Annotated in this window: 17 protein-coding genes; 9 read left to right on the top strand and 8 right to left on the bottom strand. The window is 66.0% G+C overall.

Features of this window, described 5'->3' with window-relative positions; all coding sequences use genetic code 11:
* Positions 1 to 79 precede the first annotated feature (79 nt).
* On the bottom strand, positions 80 to 1,312 hold the full coding sequence (locus MTX21_RS07220) for an FAD-dependent oxidoreductase (protein WP_280964129.1): 1,233 nt from the start codon (positions 1,310 to 1,312) through the stop codon (positions 80 to 82).
* Positions 1,313 to 1,377: 65 nt separating this feature from the next.
* Complete coding sequence (locus MTX21_RS07215) at positions 1,378 to 3,522, bottom strand: Rne/Rng family ribonuclease (RefSeq protein WP_280964128.1); 2,145 nt, start codon at positions 3,520 to 3,522, stop codon at positions 1,378 to 1,380.
* On the opposite strand from MTX21_RS07215, the gene MTX21_RS07210 reads away from it, so the two are divergent.
* The 7 genes from MTX21_RS07210 to MTX21_RS07180 all read left to right on the top strand — a co-directional run bounded on the left by MTX21_RS07210 (position 3,478) and on the right by MTX21_RS07180 (position 13,711).
* Positions 3,478 to 4,566 (top strand): hypothetical protein, encoded by a 1,089-nt coding sequence (locus tag MTX21_RS07210; RefSeq protein WP_280964127.1) that lies wholly within the window; start codon positions 3,478 to 3,480, stop codon positions 4,564 to 4,566. The genes MTX21_RS07215 and MTX21_RS07210 overlap by 45 nt on opposite strands.
* Positions 4,567 to 5,185: 619 nt before the next feature.
* Positions 5,186 to 6,478 carry an N-acetylmuramoyl-L-alanine amidase gene (locus tag MTX21_RS07205; RefSeq protein ID WP_280964126.1) on the top strand — a complete coding sequence of 431 codons (1,293 nt, stop codon included), beginning with the start codon at positions 5,186 to 5,188 and terminating at the stop codon, positions 6,476 to 6,478.
* 220 nt (positions 6,479 to 6,698) lie between these two features.
* Entirely contained in the window at positions 6,699 to 9,194 is a 2,496-nt protein-coding gene (locus tag MTX21_RS07200) for a penicillin-binding protein 1A (protein ID WP_280964125.1), read from the top strand.
* 115 nt (positions 9,195 to 9,309) lie between these two features.
* A protein-coding gene (gene prfB / locus MTX21_RS07195) for a peptide chain release factor 2 (RefSeq protein WP_280964124.1) occupies positions 9,310 to 10,441 on the top strand; the annotation gives its coding sequence in 2 pieces (ribosomal slippage) (positions 9,310 to 9,378 and positions 9,380 to 10,441; 1,131 coding nt in all).
* 2 nt (positions 10,442 to 10,443) lie between these two features.
* Complete coding sequence (locus MTX21_RS07190) at positions 10,444 to 11,331, top strand: NAD(P)-dependent oxidoreductase (protein WP_280964123.1); 888 nt, start codon at positions 10,444 to 10,446, stop codon at positions 11,329 to 11,331.
* A 117-nt stretch (positions 11,332 to 11,448) separates the two neighbouring features.
* The gene (locus MTX21_RS07185) at positions 11,449 to 12,360 is read left to right on the top strand and encodes a DMT family transporter (RefSeq protein WP_280964122.1); all 912 of its coding nucleotides are present in this window, start codon (positions 11,449 to 11,451) and stop codon (positions 12,358 to 12,360) included.
* 112 nt (positions 12,361 to 12,472) lie between these two features.
* Entirely contained in the window at positions 12,473 to 13,711 is a 1,239-nt protein-coding gene (locus MTX21_RS07180; RefSeq protein ID WP_280964121.1) for an ABC transporter substrate-binding protein, read from the top strand.
* Here MTX21_RS07180 and MTX21_RS07175 read toward each other — a convergent pair.
* Genes MTX21_RS07175 through MTX21_RS07155 form a run of 5 tightly spaced genes read right to left on the bottom strand, consistent with a single transcriptional unit; the run spans position 13,648 to position 19,202 of the window.
* Positions 13,648 to 14,991 carry an O-antigen ligase family protein gene (locus MTX21_RS07175; RefSeq protein ID WP_280964120.1) on the bottom strand — a complete coding sequence of 448 codons (1,344 nt, stop codon included), beginning with the start codon at positions 14,989 to 14,991 and terminating at the stop codon, positions 13,648 to 13,650. The two genes, MTX21_RS07180 and MTX21_RS07175, sit on opposite strands and share 64 nt — an antisense overlap.
* Positions 14,992 to 15,001: 10 nt before the next feature.
* Entirely contained in the window at positions 15,002 to 16,381 is a 1,380-nt protein-coding gene (locus MTX21_RS07170) for a glycosyltransferase family 1 protein (protein WP_280964119.1), read from the bottom strand.
* Positions 16,378 to 17,118 carry an ABC transporter ATP-binding protein gene (locus MTX21_RS07165; RefSeq protein WP_280964118.1) on the bottom strand — a complete coding sequence of 247 codons (741 nt, stop codon included), beginning with the start codon at positions 17,116 to 17,118 and terminating at the stop codon, positions 16,378 to 16,380. The genes MTX21_RS07170 and MTX21_RS07165 overlap by 4 nt, the downstream gene beginning before the upstream one ends.
* Positions 17,119 to 17,121: 3 nt before the next feature.
* Positions 17,122 to 19,029: a glycosyltransferase gene (locus MTX21_RS07160; RefSeq protein WP_280964117.1), complete on the bottom strand. Its 1,908-nt coding sequence runs from the start codon at positions 19,027 to 19,029 to the stop codon at positions 17,122 to 17,124.
* 8 nt (positions 19,030 to 19,037) lie between these two features.
* A complete protein-coding gene (locus tag MTX21_RS07155) occupies positions 19,038 to 19,202 on the bottom strand; it encodes a hypothetical protein (protein ID WP_280964116.1) in 165 nt (54 codons plus the stop codon).
* A 125-nt stretch (positions 19,203 to 19,327) separates the two neighbouring features.
* On the opposite strand from MTX21_RS07155, the gene MTX21_RS07150 reads away from it, so the two are divergent.
* The gene (locus tag MTX21_RS07150; protein WP_280964115.1) at positions 19,328 to 20,194 is read left to right on the top strand and encodes a DUF6502 family protein; all 867 of its coding nucleotides are present in this window, start codon (positions 19,328 to 19,330) and stop codon (positions 20,192 to 20,194) included.
* Positions 20,191 to 21,390 (top strand): DUF5666 domain-containing protein, encoded by a 1,200-nt coding sequence (locus tag MTX21_RS07145; RefSeq protein ID WP_280964114.1) that lies wholly within the window; start codon positions 20,191 to 20,193, stop codon positions 21,388 to 21,390. Before MTX21_RS07150 ends, MTX21_RS07145 begins: the two co-directional genes overlap by 4 nt.
* Before the next feature lie 45 nt (positions 21,391 to 21,435).
* Here the strand turns inward: MTX21_RS07145 and MTX21_RS07140 are convergent, their stop codons facing one another.
* Positions 21,436 to 22,803 carry a peptidoglycan DD-metalloendopeptidase family protein gene (locus MTX21_RS07140; RefSeq protein ID WP_280964113.1) on the bottom strand — a complete coding sequence of 456 codons (1,368 nt, stop codon included), beginning with the start codon at positions 22,801 to 22,803 and terminating at the stop codon, positions 21,436 to 21,438.
* Positions 22,804 to 22,830 lie beyond the last annotated feature (27 nt).

The following is a 22,830-nucleotide window of genomic DNA, read 5'->3' as shown; positions in this document are numbered from 1 at the left end:
TGATGGCGCGTACCGTCAGACCTTGAAATAGCAGGGCTGGTCGAGATCCTCGATCAGCCCTTATTCTTTCTTTCGCCGGCTAGAAGCGGTCCGGCCGGTACGGCGCGGGATCAATTGATGGCGTCTCGCCGTTCATCATCTCCGCGAGCAGGCGTCCAGTCGCAGGCCCCAGCGTAAAGCCCTGGTGGCCGTGGCCAAAATTCATCCATAGGCCGCGATGGCGCGGCGCGGGGCCGAGCACGGGCAGCATGTCGGGGGTGCAGGGCCTGGTGCCGAACCACGGCTCCGGCTCGACGCGGGTGCCGAGATCGATCAACTCTCGCGCCGACGCTTCTGCGCTGGCGAGCTGAACGGGCGTTGCGAGCGCATCCGGGCCCGTCAACTCCGCGCCGGTGGTGATGCGGATCCCCTTGGCCATCGGGCCCATGGCGTAGCCGCCGGCCTTGTCGACCAGCGGCAGATCGAGCGAAGAGCCGCCGCTGTAATGCATATGGTAGCCGCGCTTGCGCACCAGCGGAATGCGGTAGCCGAATTTGTGTAAGAGATCGGGCGACCACGGCCCGAGCGTGACCACGACGTCTGCGGCATCGATGCGTCCCTCGGCCGTGTCCACCGACCAGCCGGTGGCGGTCTGCCGCAGGGTCTCGGCATCGCCGCGTACGATCCTGCCGCCGAGGCGCTCGAACAGGTTGGCATAGGCGGTGACCAGCGCACCGGGATCGGACACGGTCCAGGTGTCGAGCCAGTGGATCGCGCCGGGAAGATCGTCGCGCAGGATCGGCTCGGCCTTGGCAAGCTCGCTCCCCGAGAGCACGCGAAAATTCACGCCGAAGTCGTGCCGATCTTCCTCCGCGGCCTTGATCGCAAGGTCGAATGACGCGGGGTCGCGATGCAGCATGCGGTAGCCGGCGCGGCGGATGAGATTGTCGGCATGCGCGTCGCGGATGAGGATGTCGTGCTCTGCCGTCGCGTAGGCGATCAGGCGCGCCCAGGCTTCGATCGCTTCGCGATGCCGCTTCGGCGCCGAGTGCCACCAGTAGCGGAGCAGGGGCTCGATGTGGAGGTGTAGGGAAGAAAGGCTGTAGCGCACATCGTTGGTGCGGCCGGTCGCGATCTTGAGGAGCGTCGCAAGGTCGCGTGGCACCGGGTAGGGCCGGACGGCTTCCGCCTGGATCATCCCGGCATTGCCATAGCTCGTCTCGCGGCCCGGCTCCCTGCGGTCGACGAGGGTCACGGACCAGCCACGCCGCTGCAGGTGCAGCGCCGCGCCCACACCCACCATGCCGCCGCCGAGAACGATCGCGCTTCGCATTCGAATGACCCCGCCAAATCAAAACCGCCCGGAATGACCGGGCGGTTTCGTCTGGATTGTTGGTTTTACTCGCCGCCGCCGAAGCGGCGCGACCACCAGCCGGCGCGACGCGGTGCGGCCGGCGTTTCGCTGGCCTCTTGCGCGGGCTCCGGAGCCGGGGCGGGCGGGGCAGCCTGCTCCGGTACCGGCTCAGCCGGCATTGCCGGCTCGGGCTGGCTGTTGAGCAGGAAGCTCACCTTTTCGCGGACCGTGGAACGGCGTCGCGCGGCCTTGTCGTCGGAGGCCGGCTCGTCCGTTGCGGCAGAGGCGGTCGGCTCGGGCTGGCTGGGTGCTTCTGCCTGCACCTCGGGCTGGGCGATCTGCAGCTCGGCGCTCGCCTCGGCGGGTTCCGTATCGGCGATCGACGGCGCGGCTTCGCTGCTGCCACGGTCGAAATCGGCGACTGCATCGCTCACTTCCGACGGCGGATTGGCGCCAAGCTCATCGCCGATCGACCCGGCGAGACCTTCCTCGCCGCCGCCACCGCGCCGACGGCGTCCACCGCGGCGACCGCGCCGGCGCCGGCGTTCACCGCCGCCCTGCTGCTCGCCACGGGCCTGCTGTTCCTCGGCCTCGTCGCCGTCCTGCTCGGCGGCTTCGGTCTCTTCGTCGGCCTCACCGGCAACCATCGCGGCATCGGGGGCGATCGGCGCGCCGTCCTCGCGAAGTTCGCCCTCGCGCTGGCCACCGCGGCCGCGCCGGCGGCGGCGCCGCCTGCGGCGCTGGCCATCCTGTTCGGGCGCGCCTTCACCGGCTGCCTGCTCCTCGGCAAGACCTTCAGTCTCTTCCGTCTCGATCTCGGATTCGAGCTCCGAATCGAACTCGTCCTCGTCATAGGCCTCTTCAGCCGCCGGCGGCGGGCTTGCGGCGGCCTGCGCCGCGAGCAGCGCCTTGGCGGCCTCCAGCGTGTGCACCTGCTCGCCACGGTCGATGACATAGGCCTGCGGCCCGCTGACGCTCGCGTCGGCGATGATCGACAGCGTGACCTTGAAGGCGTTCTCCAGGTCGCGCAGGTGGCCGCGCTTGTGATTCAGCACGTACAGCGCGACGTCGGTGCGGGTGCGGACCACCAGATTGTGGGTCGCGCCCTTCATCAGGATCTCTTCGAGACCGCGCAGAAGCTGGAGCGCAACCGAGGATACCGAGCGGACATGGCCGGTGCCGCCGCAATGCGGGCAGGGGTCGGTCGAGGATTCCAGCACGCTGGCGCGGATGCGCTGGCGCGACATCTCCAAAAGGCCGAAATGCGAGATGCGCCCGACCTGGATGCGCGCGCGGTCCTGCCGGAGGCAATCGGACAGCTTGCGCTCGACCGCGCGGTTGTTGCGCTTCTCGTCCATGTCGATGAAGTCGATGACGATCAGGCCGGCGAGGTCGCGCAGGCGAAGCTGGCGGGCGACCTCTTCGGCCGCTTCCAGATTGGTTTTGAGCGCGGTGTCCTCGATGTGGTGCTCGCGCGTCGAGCGGCCGGAGTTGACGTCGATCGAGACCAGCGCCTCGGTCTGGTTGATGACGACGTAGCCGCCGGAGCGCAACTGCACGGTCGGCGAGAACATCGCGTCGAGCTGACTTTCGACACCCATGCGCGAGAACAGCGGCTGGCCGTCGCGATACTGCTTCACCGCGCTGACGTTGGCCGGCATCAGCATCTTCATGAAGTCGCGCGCTTCGCGGTAGCCGGATTCGCCCGCGACCTGGATCTCGTCGATCTCCTTGTTATAGAGGTCGCGCAGCGAGCGCTTGATCAGCGAGCCTTCCTCGTAGACCAGGGTCGGCGCCTGCGACCGCAGCGTCAGGTCGCGCACCGTCTCCCACATCCGGATCAGATATTCGAAGTCGCGCTTGATCTCGGGCTTGGTGCGGGAAGCGCCCGCGGTGCGCAGGATGATGCCCATGCCCTCGGGCACGTCGAGATCCTGGACGACCTCCTTGAGACGGGAGCGGTCCTGCGCGCTGGTGATCTTGCGGCTGATGCCGCCGCCACGCGCAGTGTTCGGCATCAAGACGGCATAGCGGCCGGCGAGCGACAGATAAGTCGTCAGCGCCGCGCCCTTGTTGCCGCGCTCTTCCTTGACGACCTGCACCAGCATCACCTGGCGGCGCTTGATGACTTCCTGGATCTTGTATTGGCGGCGCGGACGGAAGGTGCGCTCCGGCACTTCCTCGAGCACGTCGTCGCCGCCGACGGATTCGACGACTTCGTCTTCGATTTCCTCGCCGTCTTCGCCATCCTCGACGTCAGTGGTTGCCTCGGCATGCGGCGCCTCGGCGCTCTCGCCGGCCGCATAAACGGCGTCGGCGGGCTCGGCGGCGGTGGTCACGGCTTCGGCGAAGGCCTCGGCGTGAGCTTCCTCCGCGGGCGCTTCGGTAGTCGTCGGCTCCTGAGGCTGGGCGGCAAGTTCGGTGGCGACAACGGGCTCGGCTCCCACGGCCGCGACAGGGGCGGGCGCCTGGTCGTCGTGATCATGGTCGCGCGCCTGCTGATCGTGCTCGCCCGCGGGTTCATAATCGTCATGATGATGCGCGTGATGCTCATGATCGTGACGATGCTCGTCGTGCCCATGCTCGTCATGATCGTGGTCGTCGTCATGGGCCTCGAACGCACCGGGATGTTCGGCATCGGCGTGCAGATGCTCGCCCTCGTGCGGGACGCCCTCGGGGCGCTCGGGCAGCAGCTCGCCCTCGACCGGCTGGGCAACGGGATCCGCGCCCGCCTCGAGGCCATCGACGATGTCGCTCTGGACACGCTCGCCATGACCGCGGCGGCGGGCGTTGCGATGGCGCGAGCGGCGGCGGCCGTGGGAACGATTCTCGTTCTCCTCCTCGGCTTCGCGATGGGCCTGCTCCTCGGCCTCGATCAGCGCCTGCCGGTCGGCGACCGGGATCTGATAGTAGTCGGGATGGATTTCGCTGAAGGCGAGGAAGCCGTGGCGGTTGCCGCCATATTCCACAAAGGCGGCCTGGAGCGAGGGTTCGACCCGGGTGACCTTGGCGAGGTAGATATTTCCGCGCAGTTGCTTGCGTTGCGCGGTCTCGAAATCAAACTCTTCGACGCGATTGCCGCGGACCACGACGACCCGGGTCTCTTCCGGGTGGGTGGCATCGATCAACATCTTGTTGGGCATGTCTTGGCTCTTGGCGGCGGCGGGCGCGATTCACCGTGGGCGCGAATCGCGCCGCCGGGTGACGCGACGGTCCACCTGATTCGGGGGTGAGGGGAAGGCCGAAACGTCCTCTCTCGCGCCATGTCGAACTGGAGCCTGGGGGGCCAAGGCGGCGCGCGGGAGTTTCGCTCCGCAGCGTCGCGAATGGTCCTTCAGATTTCGTCGGCACAGTCTGGCGCATCAAGCGTCGGCCCGTATGAAAACTCGGGCGGCGAGGCCGCCCCTTAATCAGTTGCTGCTGGCCAGGTCTGGCGCGAGAACGCGCGTCCTGAGGATCACAACCGCTCCCCTGGGATTAAGGGATCGGGTAACGAGAGGCTACGTCGCTGTCAGAACCGTCCCTGGAACGCGAGAGGTAACCCAGGACCGCCTGCCGCCGGGGCTCGACCCCGTTCCACCTCGCTGCCGCGCTCCGCGCTGGCCTCAAAGGGGGACGGAAAACGCTGGAATTCCCAAAGCTTGAGAGTTCCGGCGCTGCACCGGGCGCTGAATGCGACACAACCGAATATATTGGCCGTCAGCAGTCTGTACATACGAGGAATGGACCAGCGGTGCAAGGGAGCGTCGCACGTCGGTCACAGTCGTCGAGTTTCGCGCCTTTTGTCATTAAGACCTGATTAACCCTGCAGTTCTATTGCGATAAGGAAGCTGCTCGGAGGCACGGGATTCGGTGGCGAGCCGCGCAAATCAACGGGTTTTGCTGGGGTGTGCGCTGTTGTGCGCCGCAGCATTGCCATGTGCCGATTCCTCCCGTCTGAGTGCCGCCGAAAGCCCGCCGCGAGTGGCTGTCGCGACGGCGAATTTCCCGGTCGCTTCGGCTGCGCGGCTTGCCGGCGATGCCAAGCAGACCCGCTTCATTCTCGACCTCGATCAGACCGTCACCTTCCGCGCCTTCACCCTGGCCGACCCCTACCGGGTCGTGGTCGATGTGCCCCAGATCAATTTCCAGCTTCCGTCCGGCACCGGCGTGGGACGTGGCCTGATCAAGGCTTTCCGTTATGGGCTCGTGATGCCCGGCGGATCGCGAATCGTGTTCGACCTGGCGGGACCGGCCAAGATCGCCAATTCGTACGTGCTCGAAGCGGCGAACGGCCAGCCGGCTCGGCTCGTACTCGAGCTGGAGGAGGTCGATCGCGCCTCCTTCGTGCAATCGCTCAGCCCGAATAGCCGCCCCGAGCTGCGGCCCGCGATTGCCGACGCGCCGCCCGCGACCGTTCCGGCCACGGCTCCGGAGCCGGCGCAGCAGAAGCCGGCGGATGAGCGCGCCGTGGTGGTGATCGATCCCGGTCACGGCGGCATCGACAACGGAACGCAATCGAGCGGCGAGAGCGAAAAGAACCTGGTGCTGGCCTTTGGCCTCGCGTTGCGGGACCGGCTGGAAAAGAGCGGCAAATATCGCGTGGTGATGACGCGGGACGACGACACCTTCATCCCCCTCAACGACCGGGTCAAAATCGCCCGCAACCTCAAGGCCGCCCTGTTCGTCTCGATCCATGCCGACGCCTTGCCGCGCGCGGAGGGCGATGCGCAAGGCGCCACGATCTACACTCTGTCCGACAAGGCATCCGACGCCGAAGCCGAGCGCCTGGCGGACGCGGAAAATCGGGCGGACGCGATCGCCGGCTTCAACCTCGCGGAGGAGCCGACCGATGTCGCGGACATCCTGATCGACCTCACTCAGCGGGAAACACGCACGTTTTCAAACCGTTTCGCCCGTTTGCTGATGGGCGAAATGAAGTCTACGGTGCGGATGCACAAGCATCCCCTGAAGTCTGCGGGCTTCCGGGTGCTGAAGGCGCCCGACGTGCCGTCGGTGCTGGTCGAGATCGGTTACGTCTCCAACAAGGGAGACCTCGAGCACCTCGTCTCCGAGGGCTGGCGGTCCCGTGCCGTGGGCTCGATGGCGCAGGCGATCGACGGATTTCTGGCCAAGCGGATGGCAACCGCGGGGTCTGCGAATTGATGAGGGAAGTTTCCAGCCCGCCGTTAAGCCCTAGTTTGGCCACAGCGGGCGCTTTATAAAAAAGCCGCAGGGGGTTCCGGAATCGACGAGAATCCCGCTCGGCAAGCGCCTTTAGGCCCGGCGCCGATGTATTTGAGTAGGCCGGTGAATTCGCGACGTAAGGACGACGCCTGTTGGCGGCGCCAAGGGCTGATCCAGGGATTGAACGGATAAACAGATAATGCGCTTGCTGGTGCGGTTCATGGGCTTCCTGTTCGCCGCGGGAACGGTGATGTTCCTTGTTGGTGTCGGTGCCGTGGCAGGCCTGATCTGGCATTTCTCCAAGGACTTGCCCGATTACTCTCAGCTTCAGGATTACGAACCGCCGGTGATGACCCGCGTGCACGCGGTCGACGGTTCGCTGCTCGGCGAATACGCCAAGGAGCGCCGGCTCTATCTGCCGATCCAGGCGGTGCCGAAGCTCGTGATCAACGCCTTCCTGGCGGCCGAGGACAAGAATTTCTACGAGCACGGGGGCATCGACTACACCGGCATGGCCCGCGCCGGATTGCTCTATCTGCAGAACTACGGCTCCAACCGCCGCCCGCAGGGTGCTTCGACGATCACCCAGCAGGTCGCCAAGAACTTCCTCCTGACCAACGAGGTCTCGTTCTCGCGCAAGATCAAGGAAGCCTTGCTGGCGATGCGGATCGAGAAGACCTACTCCAAGGACAAGATCCTCGAACTGTACCTCAACGAAATCTATCTCGGCCTCGGCGCCTACGGCATCGCGGCGGCTTCGCTGGTCTATTTCGACAAGTCGGTGAACGAGCTGACGATCGCGGAAGCCGCTTATCTGGCGGCGCTGCCGAAGATGCCGGCAACGCTGCATCCGGTGCGTAACCGCGACCGCGCCATCGAGCGCCGCAACTACGTGATCGACCGTCTCCAGGAGAACGGCTGGATCAAGCAGGCCGACGCCGACAAGGCGCGCAAGGAGCCGCTGGCCGTCACCAATCGTTCCAACGGTGCCCACACCTTCGCCGGCGAATATTTCGCCGAGGAAGTCCGCCGCGACATCTTCGAGCGCTATGGCGAGAAGAAGCTCTATGAGGGCGGCCTGTCGGTCCGCACCACGCTCGATCCGAAGATCCAGGTCATGGCGCGCAAGACCATGGTCTCGGGCCTCGTGAACTATGACGAGCAGCAGGGCTATCGCGGCGCGATCAGCAAGCTCGATACGTCAGGCGACTGGGGCGTGAAGCTTGCCGAGATCAAGTCGCTCTCCGACATCTCGCCGTGGCGCATGGCGGTGGTGCTGGAAACCAGCGACCAGTCGGCACGCATCGGCTTCCAGCCGAGCCGCGAGCTCGGCGGCGCCGTGAGCAAGCAGCGCGAGACCGGCATCGTCACGCTCGACGGCGTGCGCTGGGCGCGGGCCGCGCAGGGCGGTACCAAAGGCAAGACGCCGACTGCGGTGTCCCAGGTGCTCCAGCCCGGCGACGTGATCTATGCCGATCCACTCTACAAGGACGGACAGCCCGTCGAGGGCCAATACCGCCTGCGGCAGATCCCCGAAGTATCCGGCGCCATGGTGGTGATGGATCCGTGGACCGGCCGCGTGCTCGCGATGGTCGGCGGCTTCTCGTTCGACCAGAGCCAGTTCAACCGCGCCACGCAGGCCTACCGGCAGCCGGGTTCGTCGTTCAAGCCGATCGTCTATTCCGCGGCGCTCGACAATGGCTATACGCCCTCGACTGTCGTGCTCGACGCGCCGATCGAAATCGACCAGGGGCAAGGCGCCGGCGTGTGGCGCCCGGAGAACTTCTCCTCGGGAAAATTCCAGGGACCGGTGACGCTGCGCAACGCGCTGCGGCAGTCGCTCAACACCGTCACGGTGCGGCTCGCACAGGACATCGGCATGCCCTTGATCGGCGAATACGCTCGCCGCTTCGGCGTCTATGACGAGCTGCCGAACTATCTCTCCTACGCGCTCGGCGCCGGCGAAACGACGGCGATGCGCATGGTGACGGCCTATTCGATGATCGCCAATGGCGGCCGACGCGTGAAGCCGACGCTGATCGATCGCATCCAGGACCGCTACGGCCACACCATCTTCAAGCACGACCAGCGCGAATGCCGCGGCTGCGACGCGCCGGGCGGCTGGAAGAACCAGAACGAGCCGCTGTTGATCGACCGCCGCGAGCAGGTGCTGGACTCCATGACGGCCTATCAGATCACCGAGCTGATGGAAGGCGTCGTGCAGGCCGGCACCGCGACTGTCGTCAAGGAGGTCGGCAAGCCGATCGCCGGCAAGACGGGCACGACCAACGAGGCCAAGGATGCCTGGTTCGTCGGCTTCTCGCCCGACGTCGCCGTCGCAATCTATATGGGCTACGACAAGCCGCGGCCGCTCGGCAGAGGCAACGCCGCCACCGGCGGCCATCTGGCAGCGCCCATCGCGCGCGACTTCCTGAAGCTCGCGCTCGCCGACAAGCAAGCGGTCCCGTTCAAGGTGCCGGCCGGCATCAAGCTGATCCGCGTCGTTGCCAAGACCGGCATGCGTGCCGGCCCGGGTGAGACCGGTGGAACCATCCTCGAAGCCTTCAAGCCGGGTACGGCGCCGCCGGACAACTACTCGGTCATCGGCGTTGCCGACGCCGACGGGCGCGTGCCGCAGCAGGCGCCGCCCGATACCGGCTTCTTCATGCGTCCGGGCACCGGCGGGCTGTACTAGGGCCTTAGGATAAGATCCGCGATCTGAAGCTCCGGCGGTTGCGCTTTGCAGCCGCCGCCGCTACATCCCCATTGCAATTGCACGCGGGAACAATTCCGCGAGATCAGAGAACGACATGCGCGCCGAAATCGAACGGTTGGTAGAAGAGATCAAGCAGTCAGTCGGGCTGCTGAGGAGGCATCTTTGACGTCGAGAAATCGACGGCGCGCCTTGCTGAGCTGAACAAGCTCGCTGAAGATCCCAACCTCTGGAACGATCCCCAGAAGGCCCAGAAGCTGATGCAGGAACGCACCTCGCTCGAGGATGCGCTGTCGGGTATCGGCAAAGTCGAGCAGGAGCTCGAGGACGACGTCGGCATGATCGAACTCGGCGAGGCCGAGGGCGATGAGGGCGTCGTCGCCGAAGCGGAAGCTGCGCTCAAGAACCTGAAGAAGGAAGTCGCACGGCGCGAGCTCGAAGCGTTGCTGTCCGGCGAGGCCGATCGCTTCGATTCCTATCTCGAGGTCCATGCCGGCGCCGGTGGCACCGAGAGCCAGGACTGGGCGCAGATGCTGCTGCGCATGTACACACGCTGGGCCGAAACCCACGGCTTCAAGGTCGAGGTGTTGGAGGAGTCCGACGGCGAAGAGGCCGGCATCAAGTCGGCGACCATCCAGGTCTCCGGCCACAACGCCTACGGCTGGTTGAAGACGGAGGCCGGCGTGCACCGGCTGGTCCGCATCTCGCCGTTCGATTCCAACGCACGCCGGCACACCTCGTTCTCGAGCGTGCAGGTTTTCCCGGTCATCGACGACAGCATCAAGATCGACATCAAGGAATCGGATGTCCGCGTCGACACCATGCGTTCGGGCGGTGCCGGCGGCCAGCACGTCAACAAGACCGAATCCGCGGTGCGACTGACGCATATTCCGAGCGGCATCGCGGTGGTCTGCCAGGCCGGCCGCTCCCAGCACAAGAACCGGGCGCAGGCCTGGGACATGCTGCGCGCGCGGCTTTACGAGAGCGAGCTGAAGAAGCGCGAGGAGAAGGCCGCCGCAGACCAGGCCGCCAAGACCGATATCGGCTGGGGCCATCAGATCCGCTCCTACGTGCTGCAGCCCTACCAGATGGTGAAGGACCTGCGCACGGGCGTGCAGACCTCCGACACGTCAGGCGTGCTCGGCGGCGACCTCGACGAGTTCATGGCTGCGACGCTGGCGCAGCGCGCCTTCGGCACCACGACCGGCGAGATCGAGGACGTGGACTGATCATGGCCCGCGTCGCCTTCATCGGATTGGGGCGGATGGGCCACGGCATGGCCGGCCGATATCTCGATGCCGGCTTCACGGTGACGCTGTGGAATCGCAGCAAGGCCAAAGCCGAAGACCTGATCGCGCGTGGTGCGCTTTGGGCGACCTCGCCGGAGGACGCCGCGATCGATGCCGACGCCGTCGTCACCATGGTCGCGGACGACGAAGCCTCGCGTGCGGTCTGGCTCGGGCTCAAGGGCGCGGCCAAGACCGCAAAGGCCGGAACGATCGCGATCGAATGCTCCACGGTCTCCTATGATCATGCGCGCGAGATGGCCCGCGAGCTGAACGGCCGCGGCCTCACCTACATCGATTGCCCGGTCACCGGATTGCCGGATGCGGCAGCTAGCGGAAAGCTGACACTTTTGGTCGGGGCCGACCCCGCCGATCTCGATCGCGCGCGGCCTTATCTGGAGCCGATCGGTTCGACCATCCGCCATTTCGGCGCAGTCGGCTCCGGCACGGTCTACAAGCTCATCAACAATCTGATGGGCGCGATCCAGATCGCAGGGCTTGCCGAGGGGCTTGCGATTGCCGAGCAGGCCGGGCTCGACATGAACCTGGTGCTGGAGTCGATCCAGGCCGGCGTTGCCGCCAGTCCCCAGGTGCAGCGCCACTCCAAGCGGATGGTCGCCCGCGACTTCAGCGGCGCAACTTTTACATCGGCGCTGCGGCACAAGGATGCCGCCTATGCCGTGAAGCTTGCCGAGACCTTGCTGGCCGACAAGCCGCTCGTCGCGCGCGCCGCGGTCGAGTCCTACGCGCGAGCCAAAGCCGCGATGCCGGACGACGATGAAGGCAGGATGATCGAGCTCGTGTCGAGGCCGAAGAAGAGGAACACTTCCTAGCCGGTTGAGCTGACATGGGTCCTGAACGCCTCGTTGGCGGTGCTCGTTTCGGAAATCGGGTGGAAATCTCGGTGGCGGCCGACTAAGCGGCAGGTTCGGCCGCCCATGTGAGACGCCATGCCGCTCAACGACAACCGGATCGATGCGCGAGATTGGTCGCTGCTTTGCGTGCTCTCGGTCCTCTGGGGCGGCTCGTTCTTCTTCAATGGGGCGGCGCTGCGCGAACTGCCGGCTTTGACATTGGTGTTCCTGCGCGTCGCTCTTGGCGCGATCATTCTGCTGCCGCTGCTGCGCGCGCAGGGGATCGCATTTCCCAACGGCTTTGCCGGCTGGCGAGCATTCCTTGCGATCGGACTGCTCAACAACGTCGCGCCGTTCTCGCTGATCGTGCTCGGTCAGACCTTCATTCCGAGCGGTCTGGCGTCGATCCTCAATGCCACGACGCCGCTGTTCACGGTGATCGTGATGGCGGCTGCGGGCGAAGAGATGTTGCAGATGCGTCGCGTAGCCGGCGTCGCGCTGGGGCTCGTCGGCGTGATTGTCCTGAGAGGATGGGGCGCCGACGCGAGAGCGGGGCAGGCACTTGGCATCCTACTCTGCCTTGGCGGCGCCTTCAGCTATGGCCTCGCGGCGCTGGCGGCGCGGCGATTGTTGAAGGACTCGCCTCCGCTCGGGACGGCAACGTTTCAACTCATGGCCTCGACGTTTTTGATGGCGATTGTCGTCGGCGCGATCGAGAAGCCATGGCGGCTGCCGCTGCCGGGTGTGGCGACGTGGCTTGCGGTGCTTGGTCTTGCGGGTCTTTCGACGGCATTGGCCTACATCGTTTTCTTTCAGATCCTGCGCCGCTCGGGCGCGACCAATGTCATGCTGGTGACGCCGCTCATCCCTGTGACCGCCATTCTTCTGGGATGGCTGGTGCTCGGCGAGCCAATCTCAGCGCGAGAAATCGCAGGTGCGATGGTCATCGGCAGCGCATTGCTCGTGATAGACGGGCGCGTGCCGGGTTTGCCGCGGCGCGCTGCGTAGGTTCCCGATTTCGGCGAGCCGTTTCATGTCGCGGAAAATGGAGAGGCTTGCCAGCCGCAGGCCTGCTTGCGACACTTCCTGCAAAACAAGACTACAAATAGGGGAGAGAACGATGCCGGGTCGTCGCAACAGCCTTGCTGCCCTCGCCACGCTCATTGCTGCGGGAATGTTGGCCGCCTCACCGGCCTCGGCGCAAAAGAAATACGACCCCGGCGCCACCGACGCCGAAATCAAGATCGGCAACATCATGCCCTATAGCGGGCCCGCGTCCTCCTATGGCGTGATCGGCAAGACCGAGGCCGCGTTCTTCCGGATGATCAACGATCAGGGCGGCATCAACGGCCGCAAGATCAATTTCATCAGCTATGACGATGCGTATTCGCCGCCAAAGGCAATCGAGCAGGCACGCAAGCTTGTCGAGAGCGACGAGGTCTTGTTGATCTTCCAGCCGCTCGGCACGCCCTCGAATTCCGCGATCATGAAATACATGAACGCGAAGAAAGTGCCGCAGCTCTTCGTCGCCTCCGGCGGCACCAAGTTCGGGGACCCGAAGAATTTCCCATGGACCATGGGCTTCCAGCCGAACTACCAGAGCGAGGGGCGGATCTACGCAAAATACATTCGCGATCACTTCCCGAACGGCAAGATCGCAGTGTTCTGGCAGAACGACGATGCCGGCAAGGACCAGTTCAAGGGCCTGAAGGACGGGCTCGGCGACAAGGCCAGCATGATCATCGCCGACCAGTCCTACGAGGTGAGCGATCCCTCGATCGACTCGCAGATCGTGGCCTTGCACGATTCCGGTGCCGATATCTTCTTCTCCTGGGCCGCCCCAAAGGGCTCGGCGCAGGCGATCCGGAAGGTCGGCGAGCTCGGCTGGAAGCCCAAATTCTTCCTCGCCAACACCGCGACATCGGTTGCATCAGTGCTGAAGCCCGCCGGTCTCGAATATGCCAAGGACATCATCTCGACCGTCTATCTGAAAGACCCAACCGATCCGACCTGGGACAAAGACCTCGCCGTGGTGAAATGGCGTGAATTCATGGACAAATATTATCCCGAGGGCGACAAGGCCAACGCTAACAACATCTACGGCTATGTGCAGGCCGAAGCGATGGCGCAGGTCCTGAAACAATGCGGCGATAATCTTACGCGCGAGAACGTCATGAAGCAGGCTGCCAACCTGAAAAACTTCCACACCGATCTGATGCTGCCCGGTATCATGGTCAACACCTCGCCCGACGATTATTTCCCGATCGAGCAGATGCAGTTGATGCGCTTCAACGGTCAGGCCTGGGAGCTGTTCGGCGACGTCATCACCGGCGAGGTTGGCCACGAGCGCAGCCAGTAGTCATCGCCGGCCGGCGTTCTCGCGCGCAGCGCCATGCCGCCGGCAACGCCGACCCCGAGGACATACATCCAGCCCTCGTGGAAATCGAACAGATGCGAGTTCAGGAGCGAGCTCGCGATGTTCTGCACGACGACGACAAGGCCGATCCAGGCCGCAAGCTCTTCGTCTGCGAACAGGCGAAGATGGGTGAGCCACATCGCGTAGAGCAGGGCGACGCCAACCAGGCCCCACTGCACGGCGACATTGAGCGTCTGGTTGTGCGGGTTGTTCACGATCTCGACGTCGAGGTCACTTCGGCCTGTGGCGGCGCGCTCGAACTGCCGCTTGATCGAGCCTGTGCCATGCCCGAGCAGCGGCGCTTCGGTGAAGGCGAGGGCTGACTTGCGCCAATAGGTCAGGCGTTGGGCGGTCGAGGCGTGGCTGATGTCCTCATGGCCGTGCTGATATTCGACTGAAATGTCGGTGATGCGCTGGCGCAGATAGGGCGATGCCGTCCAGGCGAGCGCGCTCGCGGCAACGGCGCCAGTGAGCAGGAATAGGGCTGCCCGCCGGCTCAGATGGCGCCAGGCGAACAGCCCGAGCAGCACCACGATGCAGAGCAGCGCCGTGCGCGCTGACGCGACGAACACCATGTTGGTGACGAACAGCAGGATCAGCGCCAGGCAGGCGATCGTCGCTCCGACTTGCCGCGCCCGCCAGAATCTCAGCGCGGGCAACGCGAGCGCAAAGGCGCACAGCGTGAACTCCTGGCTCTGGTCGATGTAGTTCTTGACGGGTACGCCGGCCGATGCGGTCGCGCTGATCTTCCAGGCGGGATGGAGCAGCACGATCCAGGAGAAGACCGCAAGCAGGGCGCAGGAGACAAGAAAGGCGACGCACACCCACATCCCGTGCTCCGATCGCCTGAAGTGATAGAGCAGTGGCGGGATCAGCACGAGTTTCGCCACAGGCTTGATTGCATGCAGCCGGTCCGCCCATGCGCCGTCCGACCACAGGATGCCGACGAGGGCGAGCAGCAGGATCGCAAAGGGCAGGGCAAGTGCCGGCTCGGCGAGACTGCGCGCGTAATCGCGCCAGCCGATGCTCGGCGTCACCGCGAGCAGCCAGAGCCCGACAAAGATCGACGGCGCCGTGGTCGACCATGGGAGCGAGGCCGCGATCATGGCGGCGAGCAGGTCGGCGGTCCGGATCAGCGCGTCCGGGCTGCGCCAGGCCCGCCATCGGCTGCGCCATGGCCATGAATCGGCAGGGTCAGTCCGTGCCGCGGATTCGGCGGTCATGGCGAGGGACCTATTGCGCCGCCATAAGGCTCTCCGCGGGCACGTACTGGCCGAGGAAGTCGCGGGCCTGGGTCTGGTAGCCGAAGCGCTCTGCAAGCTCGCTGCGCTGTGCCCGGATCTTGCCGCGACATTCCTCCTGCCGTGCCAGCATGCGGATCACGGAGGCGGCAATCGACTCGGTCGAGAATGGATCGAAATAGTCCGCGAGGTCGCCTGCGACCTCGCGGAACACGGCGATATCGGAGCACAGCACCGGCGTGTTCGCAGCCAGCGCCTCGATGATCGGCACGCCAAAGCCTTCCGCGAAGCTCGGCATGATCAGGCCGTGCGCCTCGGCGATCAGGGCGGCCTTTTCGTGCTCGTCGACATAACCGGCGAAGCGGACGTTCGGCGGAAGGTTGCGCATCCGGCTGATATGACCGGCATAGCCGATCACCACCAGATCGGCTTGAGGCACGTTGCGGAAGGCGCGAATGACGGTGGCGACGTTCTTGCGCGGCTCGTTCGAGACGATCACGACAAAGCTCGGCCGCCCCGGACGCCCCGACGGGGCTGGCAGGTGCAGGACATCCGGGGCGTCGAACCGGGTGCGGGGATACACCACCCGCGCCGGTAGGTGCGCAAATTGCGGCAACAGTTCCCTGAACCGCATCATGCTGTAGTTTGAGACGAAGGCGAGCTCGTCGGCCTGACGCAGGCTGGTGAGGAGCCGCGACAGGAACAGCCGCGTTGCGACGTCGCTCAGCTTGAGGTCGGTCAGCGGCAACAGGTCGTGGACGACACAGATCACTTTGGCCTCCGGCCTGCGCCTGATCGCGACGCGGGTCGGCGTGTCCACCACGATGACGTCATAGTTGCGCGCATCGATCCGGGGCGGCGGCAGCAGGAAGAAGGCCGAGGAGTCCTGGTAGCTGTAGAACCCGGGCTCGAGCTGGAAGTCGCGGAACAATTCGAGGTGGCGCAGGTCCGGCGGGATGTATTCGAGCGCCGCGGTCCGGTTCTCGATCAGCCGCGCGCGCAAGGCCCGCATGCCGATCGCGCGCAGGAAGCAGGCCGTGTATTCCCACGATACCGACATGGTGAGGCGATGCCTGAGCCAGTCGAGCGTGCGCCGCAGGCCGCCCCGCGCGACCGGCTCGCTCATGTTGACCTCGTCGAGGAAGCGATAGAGGGCGAGCAGCTCGATATTGTGCGACCGCGCCGGAAACAGCCGTGTGCGCTGCTCGCGCCGGCGCAGCTTGCGGTAGCGCCGCGTGGTTTCAACGAGCAGCGTGAGCTCGTGGCCCTCGGCCGCGAGCGAGCGCATCAGCTCGCGCGTGAAGTGAAAGATGCCGCGCTTGTGGTTCGGCTCGCCGAGCGCTTCGGAGACGACAAGGATATTCTGCTTCATGCGCGCTTCTCGCGGAGCTCAAAATTGGACCCGGACGTCGGCTCGACGGCGACGGTCGAGGCAATACGGCCATGATCGAGATTGATGATTCTGGTGCACGTGCGCTGCAGCAGCGGCTGGTCGTGCGAGGCGATGATCACGATGGCGGCCTGCGAGACCAGGTTGAGGAGTCGCCTCTGCGCCTTTTCGGCGAAATGTTCGTCGACCACGCTCAGCCACTCGTCGAGCAGGAGGATGTCGGCCGGAAAGGCAGTGGCGGTCGCGAACAGGACGCGCATCAGCATGCCCGAGGAGAACATGCGCAGGGGCAGGCGTTGCATGCGCTCCTCAAGCTCGGTGAACGCCCAGATCTCGTCGATCACCGCGCGGCTCGGCTTGCGTCCGCTGATCCGGAGCAAGAGAGCGATGTTGTCCTCCGCCACGAAATCCAGGTTGACGCCGGCGTTGAGGCCAAGCAGGGGGACGACGTTGCCCTTGATCGCGACGCTGCCGCTGCTCGGCGGATAGACGCCAGCGATGAGGCGCAGCAGCGTCGACTTGCCGGAGCCGTTGGGGCCGGCGAGGCCGATGCGGCTGCCCGCTTCCGCCTCGATCGAGACGTTGTCGACGGCGCGGATGATCCGCATCTCGCCCGGCTCGCGGATGAGGCGGCCGAGCAGCCGCCGCTTCAGCGAGTAGTCGTAGGCGCCGTAGAGCGGATAGTCGAGACAGACGTTGCGCAGGCTGATCGAGACCATGCATCAGATCCAGAAAGCGGCTTTGCGCAGTTGAACCAGCGTCAGTGCGCTCGCAAGGCTCAGCAGCGCCAGCGCGACCAGGACATAGACGATGCTGGTCGTATCGACGTGACCGCCCACGAGCGGCTCGCGCCAGACCGCGAACAGATGCGTCAGCGGATTGAGCCGCATCACCGTCGAGCGGTGACTGATCATGTCGGACGACCAGATCACCGGCGAGGACAGGAAGGCCAGCATCAGCGTCGATTCGATAATCGGCTTGAGGTCGCGATAGCGCGTCGCCATCGCGCCGAGGACGAGACTGAGCGCAAACGTGCAGACAATGAACAGGAGCAAACCGGGCACCGCTTCGAGCGCGCCGGAGACGTTGCGCGGGGTCAGGACGAGCCAAAGGATGAGCGGGACGCAGGCGTTATGCAGTGCGAACAGCGCCTGGCGGAACGTGCATTGCAGCAGGAAGATCACCGGCGGCAGCGCGCGATCGCGGATCAGGCTTGCCGAGCCCTGCAGGGCCGTAGTCGCGTCGAGCACGACGCCGTTGAGGAAGGTCCATGCCGTCATCGACAACGCGAGCATGGGCAGCCGTGCCAGCACGCCGGCATTGGACATCTGGCCGATGACCGAACCCAGCACCCCGACCACGATTGCCATCTGCAGCGACATCCAGAACGGACCGAACAGCGAGCGCACATAGCGGTGGCGCATGTCGGACCAGGCCAGCGCCGCCGCGATCCGGACCGAATCCAGCCACCCCGCCGCAGGCGCCGCCTGATTGCACGGCGCGCCGATCGCGTCGCGATAGACGGCTTCCATGCCCTCCTTGAAGGACGTGGCGGAATACCGGGTCACGGCCCGCGTCCGCGCCGACAGGCCCATGCGGCGGCGGCGCTCGGGATCGCGGATCAGCGTGTCGATGGCGTCACCGAGCTTCTCGGCATCGCCGGGCGGCACCGTGATCGCCTCCCTGCCATGACGTGCGACGTGGGGCACTGCGGTATCCAGCGCCGTGTTGACGACGGGGCGGCCGGCGGCCATGGCCTCCAATTGGGCGAGGCCGAAGGTCTCGGCATTGGTCACCGACGGCATCACGAAGACGTCGGACATGCACATCAGCTTGATGCGCTCGCAGTCATTCACCGAGCCGAGCAGGCGGACACGGTCGCCGACGCCAAGCTCCCGGATCAGTTGCTCGAGCCGCGGCCGCTCGACGCCTTCGCCGATGATCCAGACCTCGAACGTTCGGTTGACGGCGGCGCGGATTAGGACGTCGAACCCCTTGTAGGGAACGAGGCGGCCGCAGGCGAGTACGAGGCGGCCGCGATCGTTGACGTGGTGCGGCTCGATCTTCGGCCAGTCGTAGGTCGTGGTGTCGATGCCGAACGGCACGACATGGCATTTGTCTTCGAATTCACGGAGCAGCGGCGTGTTCTCGACCAGCACGCGGTCGGACACGATGATGGCTTTGGCGTGCCGTAGCGTCCGCCGCATCAGGGGCTGGACGAACCAGCGCAGGCCGGCATGGGTGACGATGTCGGCGTGCCAGTGCACGACCAGCGGCCGCTTGCGGCCGAAGCCGAGGGCGAAGACGAGGTCGGCGAGCGGGAAGGGCGCGTGAAGCGCGAGCAGGTCATGGTCTGCGATGCGGCGCCACAGCCGCCAGGGGTAGGCCGGGGCGGCCGGCAGCGACAGCAAATTGCCGAACGAGCGCACGCGCTCGACCTCGACGTCGCCAACGACCTCGTGGCGCTTGGCCGATTGCGAGCAGACCAGCACGGCGGAGTCGAAGCGGTCCTTCAGGCTGGCGCAGATGTCGCGGATCACCGTGAGCGTGCCGCCGAACAGGTCGGGATAGTAAATCTTGAAGATGTGCAGCACCGACGGGCGGCGCGCGGTTTCGCTGGTGGGGTTCATGATGGCGATCAACCTGCGAGAAGCGCTGCGACGAACGGCGCGGCCACCAACGACATGAAAATCACGACCCGCACGAGCGCCAGCAGCGGCGGCTCGACCCGATCGCGATGACCGTGCTGGAGAAGCGGAACGGCACGCGGTGAGCTGGAAATGCGGGCCAAGCGGTCGGCCATGGTCAAAGTCCCTTCAAGTCGCGCCCTCAGTGGCGTCTCGTATATGTGGGAAAATTTACCACGTCAATCGGCTAGTAGGAAAAAGTGGGATTGTGTCCCACGGATTGCATCGCTACAATTCAGACATGAATGCCAAGCCCGGGACCAAGGCAGCGGCGCCGCAGCCGAACGCCGCCGCCAAGCTGCACGCGCCGCTGGCGCGGCTGCTGCGGCCATTGGTGCGGCTGTGCATCCGCAGCGGCATGACGTTCCCGGCCCTGGCGCAGCTCCTGCGCGAGCTCTTCATCAACGTCGCCGAGCACGATTTCGCGCTGGAAGGAAAGGAGCAGACCGACAGTCGCGTCAGCCTGCTCACGGGAATCCACCGCAAGGAGGTGGCACGGCTGCGCGGCGCCGGCGCGCCGGTGCACGAGGCGCCGGCGGCGGTCTCGCTGACGAGCGCGGTGATCGCGCGGTGGCTCGCCGCGCCCGAATTCACCGATGCGAAGGGGGAGCCGCTGGCACTGCCGCGCACCGCCGAGGGCGAGGCGCCGTCATTCGAGCAGCTCGTCGCCTCCGTCACCAAGGACGTGCGACCGCGCGCGGTGCTCGACGAATGGCTCGACCGCAAGCTCGTCACCATCAACGGCGACGACGAGATCGAGCTGGTGGAGGCGGCCTTCGTCCCATCCGGCGAGGACGACAGCAAATGGCACTATCTCGGTCGCAATTTGCATGACCATATCGCGGCCGCCGCCCAGAACGTGTCGGGGCCAGCGCCGCGTTTCCTCGAGCGCGCCGTGCACTACAACAATATCTCGCCGAAGCTTGCGAGGCGCCTCGAGGCGCGCTCGCGCGAGCTTGCCATGGACGCGCTGAAGACCGCCAACCGCGAGGCGAACCGCGCGCTTGCCAAGGACAAGGGCGGCGACGCCCGCTGGAATTTCGGCATCTACATTTATTCCGAAGATGCCGACGACGATAGCGACGGGCACGAAGGCAGTTCGTCATGAGCCGCCGGACGCCGCTCGTCTCACGCCGTCTGCTGCTGACGGGCTTTTGGCTCGCCGGAACGGCCATTGCCCGCGCGCAGGTCAAGCGCGGCACCGACCAGGGCATCGGCGGCACCGGAATCTCGCGCGGCGACGATCATGGCATCGGCGGCACCGGCATCGTCGGTGTGATCCAGCGCTTCGGCAGCATCTACGTCAACGGCGAGCGCATCACCTATGCGAGCGACGTGCCCGTCCGCATCGACGGCGAGGCGGCCAGCGCCAGGGCCTTGCGCATCGGCCAGCTCGCGCGCGTCGTCGCGATGCGGCAGGCCGACGGCACGCTTGCCACCCGCAGCATCACCATTGCGAGCGAAGTCTCCGGCCCGATCGAAGCGGTGAAGGGCAACGAGCTGACCGTGCTGGGCCAGAAGGTGCTGTCGAGCGGCAAGGAGAGCTGGCGCCGCGCAGGCACCGAGGTTGCCGTGCACGGCCTGCGCCGCACCGACGGCGTGATCGTCGCAAGCCTCGTCGAGCAACGGCGCGGTGCATCCGCGCGGGTCACTGGTCTGGTCGAGCGTGGCCCGGACGGCTTGCACATCGGCGGGTTGAAGCTGAGCGGCGTGGATCCCTTGCTCGTCGGCCAACGCGTGCAGATCGAAGGCAGCACGAGCCGGGGGGTGATGCAGGCGGCGCGCACCCGCATCGACGACTTCTCCGATCTCGTCGGCGCGAACCGGCTGTCGATCGAGGCCTATGTGCAGCGGGTGGGCTCGAACCTGCAGTTTGGCTCCGGGCTCGTGGCCCACGACGGATCGCGCTTCGGGCCGGCGGCGGGCGAAGCCCGCATGGTGGTCAGCGGCGCATTCGATCGCTCGCGCGGCCTGCAGATCGATTCCGCGCAAGCGGTCGGCCAATTCCCGGGATCGCCGATGCCGTCACCTGGACGAAACCCCGGCGCGCCGGGCCGCGCCCCGGGCAGCTCGATCCTGAATCCCGGAAGCGGCAGGCCGCCGGCCGGCGGCCAGCCTGCGCCTGGTGCCCCCGGGACCGGTTCTGCGCCCGGACCCGGCCCGGGCCCGGTGCCTTCGGGCCCCGGCGCTCCGTCAGGACCTGGCGGCATGGGACCGCCCGGCGGGCCAATGGGGCCTGGCGGTGGAATGGGTGGTGGCGGCTTCGGCGGACCCGGCGGAGGGATGGGGGGCGGCCGGCGCTAGCGTCGGGCGCGACAGCCGCGCGCGTTGACGCGTCAGGCTTTTGGCTCAGCCCGCGCTCAGGCGGACACCGGCGCGCAGGAATTTTTGCGGATCGACCGCCTCTCCGTCGATGCGGGTTTCGTAATGCAGATGCGGGCCAGTCGAACGTCCCGTCGATCCGACAAGACCGACGACCTGGCCGATCTTCACGATCTCGCCGACCTTCACGTTGATCTCGGAGAGATGGCCGTAGCGGGTCGAAAGCCCGTTGCCGTGATCGACCTCGACCATGCGGCCGTAGCCGCCGGACCAGCCGGCGGAGACCACCTTGCCGTTAGCGGTGACGCGAACGGGATCGCCGCTGGCGGCGCGGAAGTCGAGCCCGGTGTGCATTGCCGGCCGGCCGAGAAAGGGGTCGCTGCGTACGCCGAAGCCGGAGGTGAATTCGACCTCGCCGATGACGGGCTTGCGATAGGGCACGAGCGCCAGCGTACGATTGAGCCGGTCCATCTCGGTGCGGGTGACGTTGATGCGATAGAGTTGCTTCTCGAACGGCCCGGCATTCGCGGTCAGCTTGACGGGTACAAAAGGTCCACCCATCGCCGTGCGTGGAACGGCGGCCTCGAGACTGGCGAGGTTCAGGCCGAGATCGCTGACGACGCCGCGCATCCGCCGCACACGTGATTCCATACCGTCCTCGACGGCGCTGAGCGCCGCCATCTGGCGGCGTTCCACCTGATCTAGCGAGGTCTGGAGCCGGACCAGGACATTGTCGAAACCCTGGTTCCTGGCGAACTGATTGACCGGCGCGGCCACGACGGTCGGCGCGCGCGACTCGAGCCGCGCTTCGCGATCCGGCGGTGCCACGAAGATGACGGTATCGCTGATCGGCGAAGGTTTTGGCGTGCCCTGCACCACGCCCTGGTTCGAATCGCCGCGTTGAGGAGCGGAGCGGGGAATCGATCCGGTCACGTCGGGCATGGCGCCGAGCGCCGTCGCCCGGGACTCCAGCGCCGTCTGGCGCTTCATGATCTGGTCGAGCTTCTGGTCGAACTGCTCCTGGTCGAGCAACTGCCGGCTGGTGGTGCGGTCCACCTTGGCTCGCAGCTCGGCGATCCGGTCCTCATAGGCGTATTGCATCTCGGCCTGACGGGCGATCAGCCGGGTCAGGACGTCGTCACGGAAAGCGAAATAGGTGGCGGTCGCCGCCGACCAGAGCCCGAGCAGCACGACGGTGCCGACCACGATCCAGAACACCACCGGCCCGAAGCGCACCTGCTTGCCGGCGTGGACGAGGGTGTAGGCGTCATCGGCTGCGGGGAGGGGAATCGCGGCTGCCGCCGCTGCGGCGGCGGGGCGACGATGGAAGGATCGTCCGTGATCGTGGGGATGATGTTGGGGGTACTGCGAGTATTGGGCAGAACTTTTCGACATCGGCACTCCCGCGCCGGTCGGAACGGT

The organism is Bradyrhizobium sp. ISRA430 (assembly GCF_029909975.1).
In the GTDB taxonomy this organism is placed as follows: Bacteria; Pseudomonadota; Alphaproteobacteria; order Rhizobiales; family Xanthobacteraceae; genus Bradyrhizobium.
The sequence above is the reverse complement of the archived record's forward strand: the minus strand, read 5'-3'. Positions and strand labels throughout refer to the sequence as shown.

Excerpts from the sequence above, each read along its gene's own strand:
- MTX21_RS07190 (WP_280964123.1), top strand. The coding sequence starts at position 10,444 with ATGGCCCGCGTCGCCTTCATCGGATTGGGGCGGATGGGCCACGGCATG.
- MTX21_RS07200 (WP_280964125.1), top strand. The coding sequence starts at position 6,699 with ATGCGCTTGCTGGTGCGGTTCATGGGCTTCCTGTTCGCCGCGGGAACG.
- MTX21_RS07185 (WP_280964122.1), top strand. The coding sequence starts at position 11,449 with ATGCCGCTCAACGACAACCGGATCGATGCGCGAGATTGGTCGCTGCTT.
- MTX21_RS07160 (WP_280964117.1), bottom strand. The coding sequence starts at position 19,029 with ATGAACCCCACCAGCGAAACCGCGCGCCGCCCGTCGGTGCTGCACATC.
- MTX21_RS07165 (WP_280964118.1), bottom strand. The coding sequence starts at position 17,118 with ATGGTCTCGATCAGCCTGCGCAACGTCTGTCTCGACTATCCGCTCTAC.
- MTX21_RS07175 (WP_280964120.1), bottom strand. The coding sequence starts at position 14,991 with ATGACCGCCGAATCCGCGGCACGGACTGACCCTGCCGATTCATGGCCA.
- MTX21_RS07150 (WP_280964115.1), top strand. The coding sequence starts at position 19,328 with ATGAATGCCAAGCCCGGGACCAAGGCAGCGGCGCCGCAGCCGAACGCC.
- MTX21_RS07220 (WP_280964129.1), bottom strand. The coding sequence starts at position 1,312 with ATGCGAAGCGCGATCGTTCTCGGCGGCGGCATGGTGGGTGTGGGCGCG.
- MTX21_RS07180 (WP_280964121.1), top strand. The coding sequence starts at position 12,473 with ATGCCGGGTCGTCGCAACAGCCTTGCTGCCCTCGCCACGCTCATTGCT.
- MTX21_RS07155 (WP_280964116.1), bottom strand. The coding sequence starts at position 19,202 with ATGGCCGACCGCTTGGCCCGCATTTCCAGCTCACCGCGTGCCGTTCCG.
- MTX21_RS07145 (WP_280964114.1), top strand. The coding sequence starts at position 20,191 with ATGAGCCGCCGGACGCCGCTCGTCTCACGCCGTCTGCTGCTGACGGGC.
- MTX21_RS07170 (WP_280964119.1), bottom strand. The coding sequence starts at position 16,381 with ATGAAGCAGAATATCCTTGTCGTCTCCGAAGCGCTCGGCGAGCCGAAC.
- MTX21_RS07140 (WP_280964113.1), bottom strand. The coding sequence starts at position 22,803 with ATGTCGAAAAGTTCTGCCCAATACTCGCAGTACCCCCAACATCATCCC.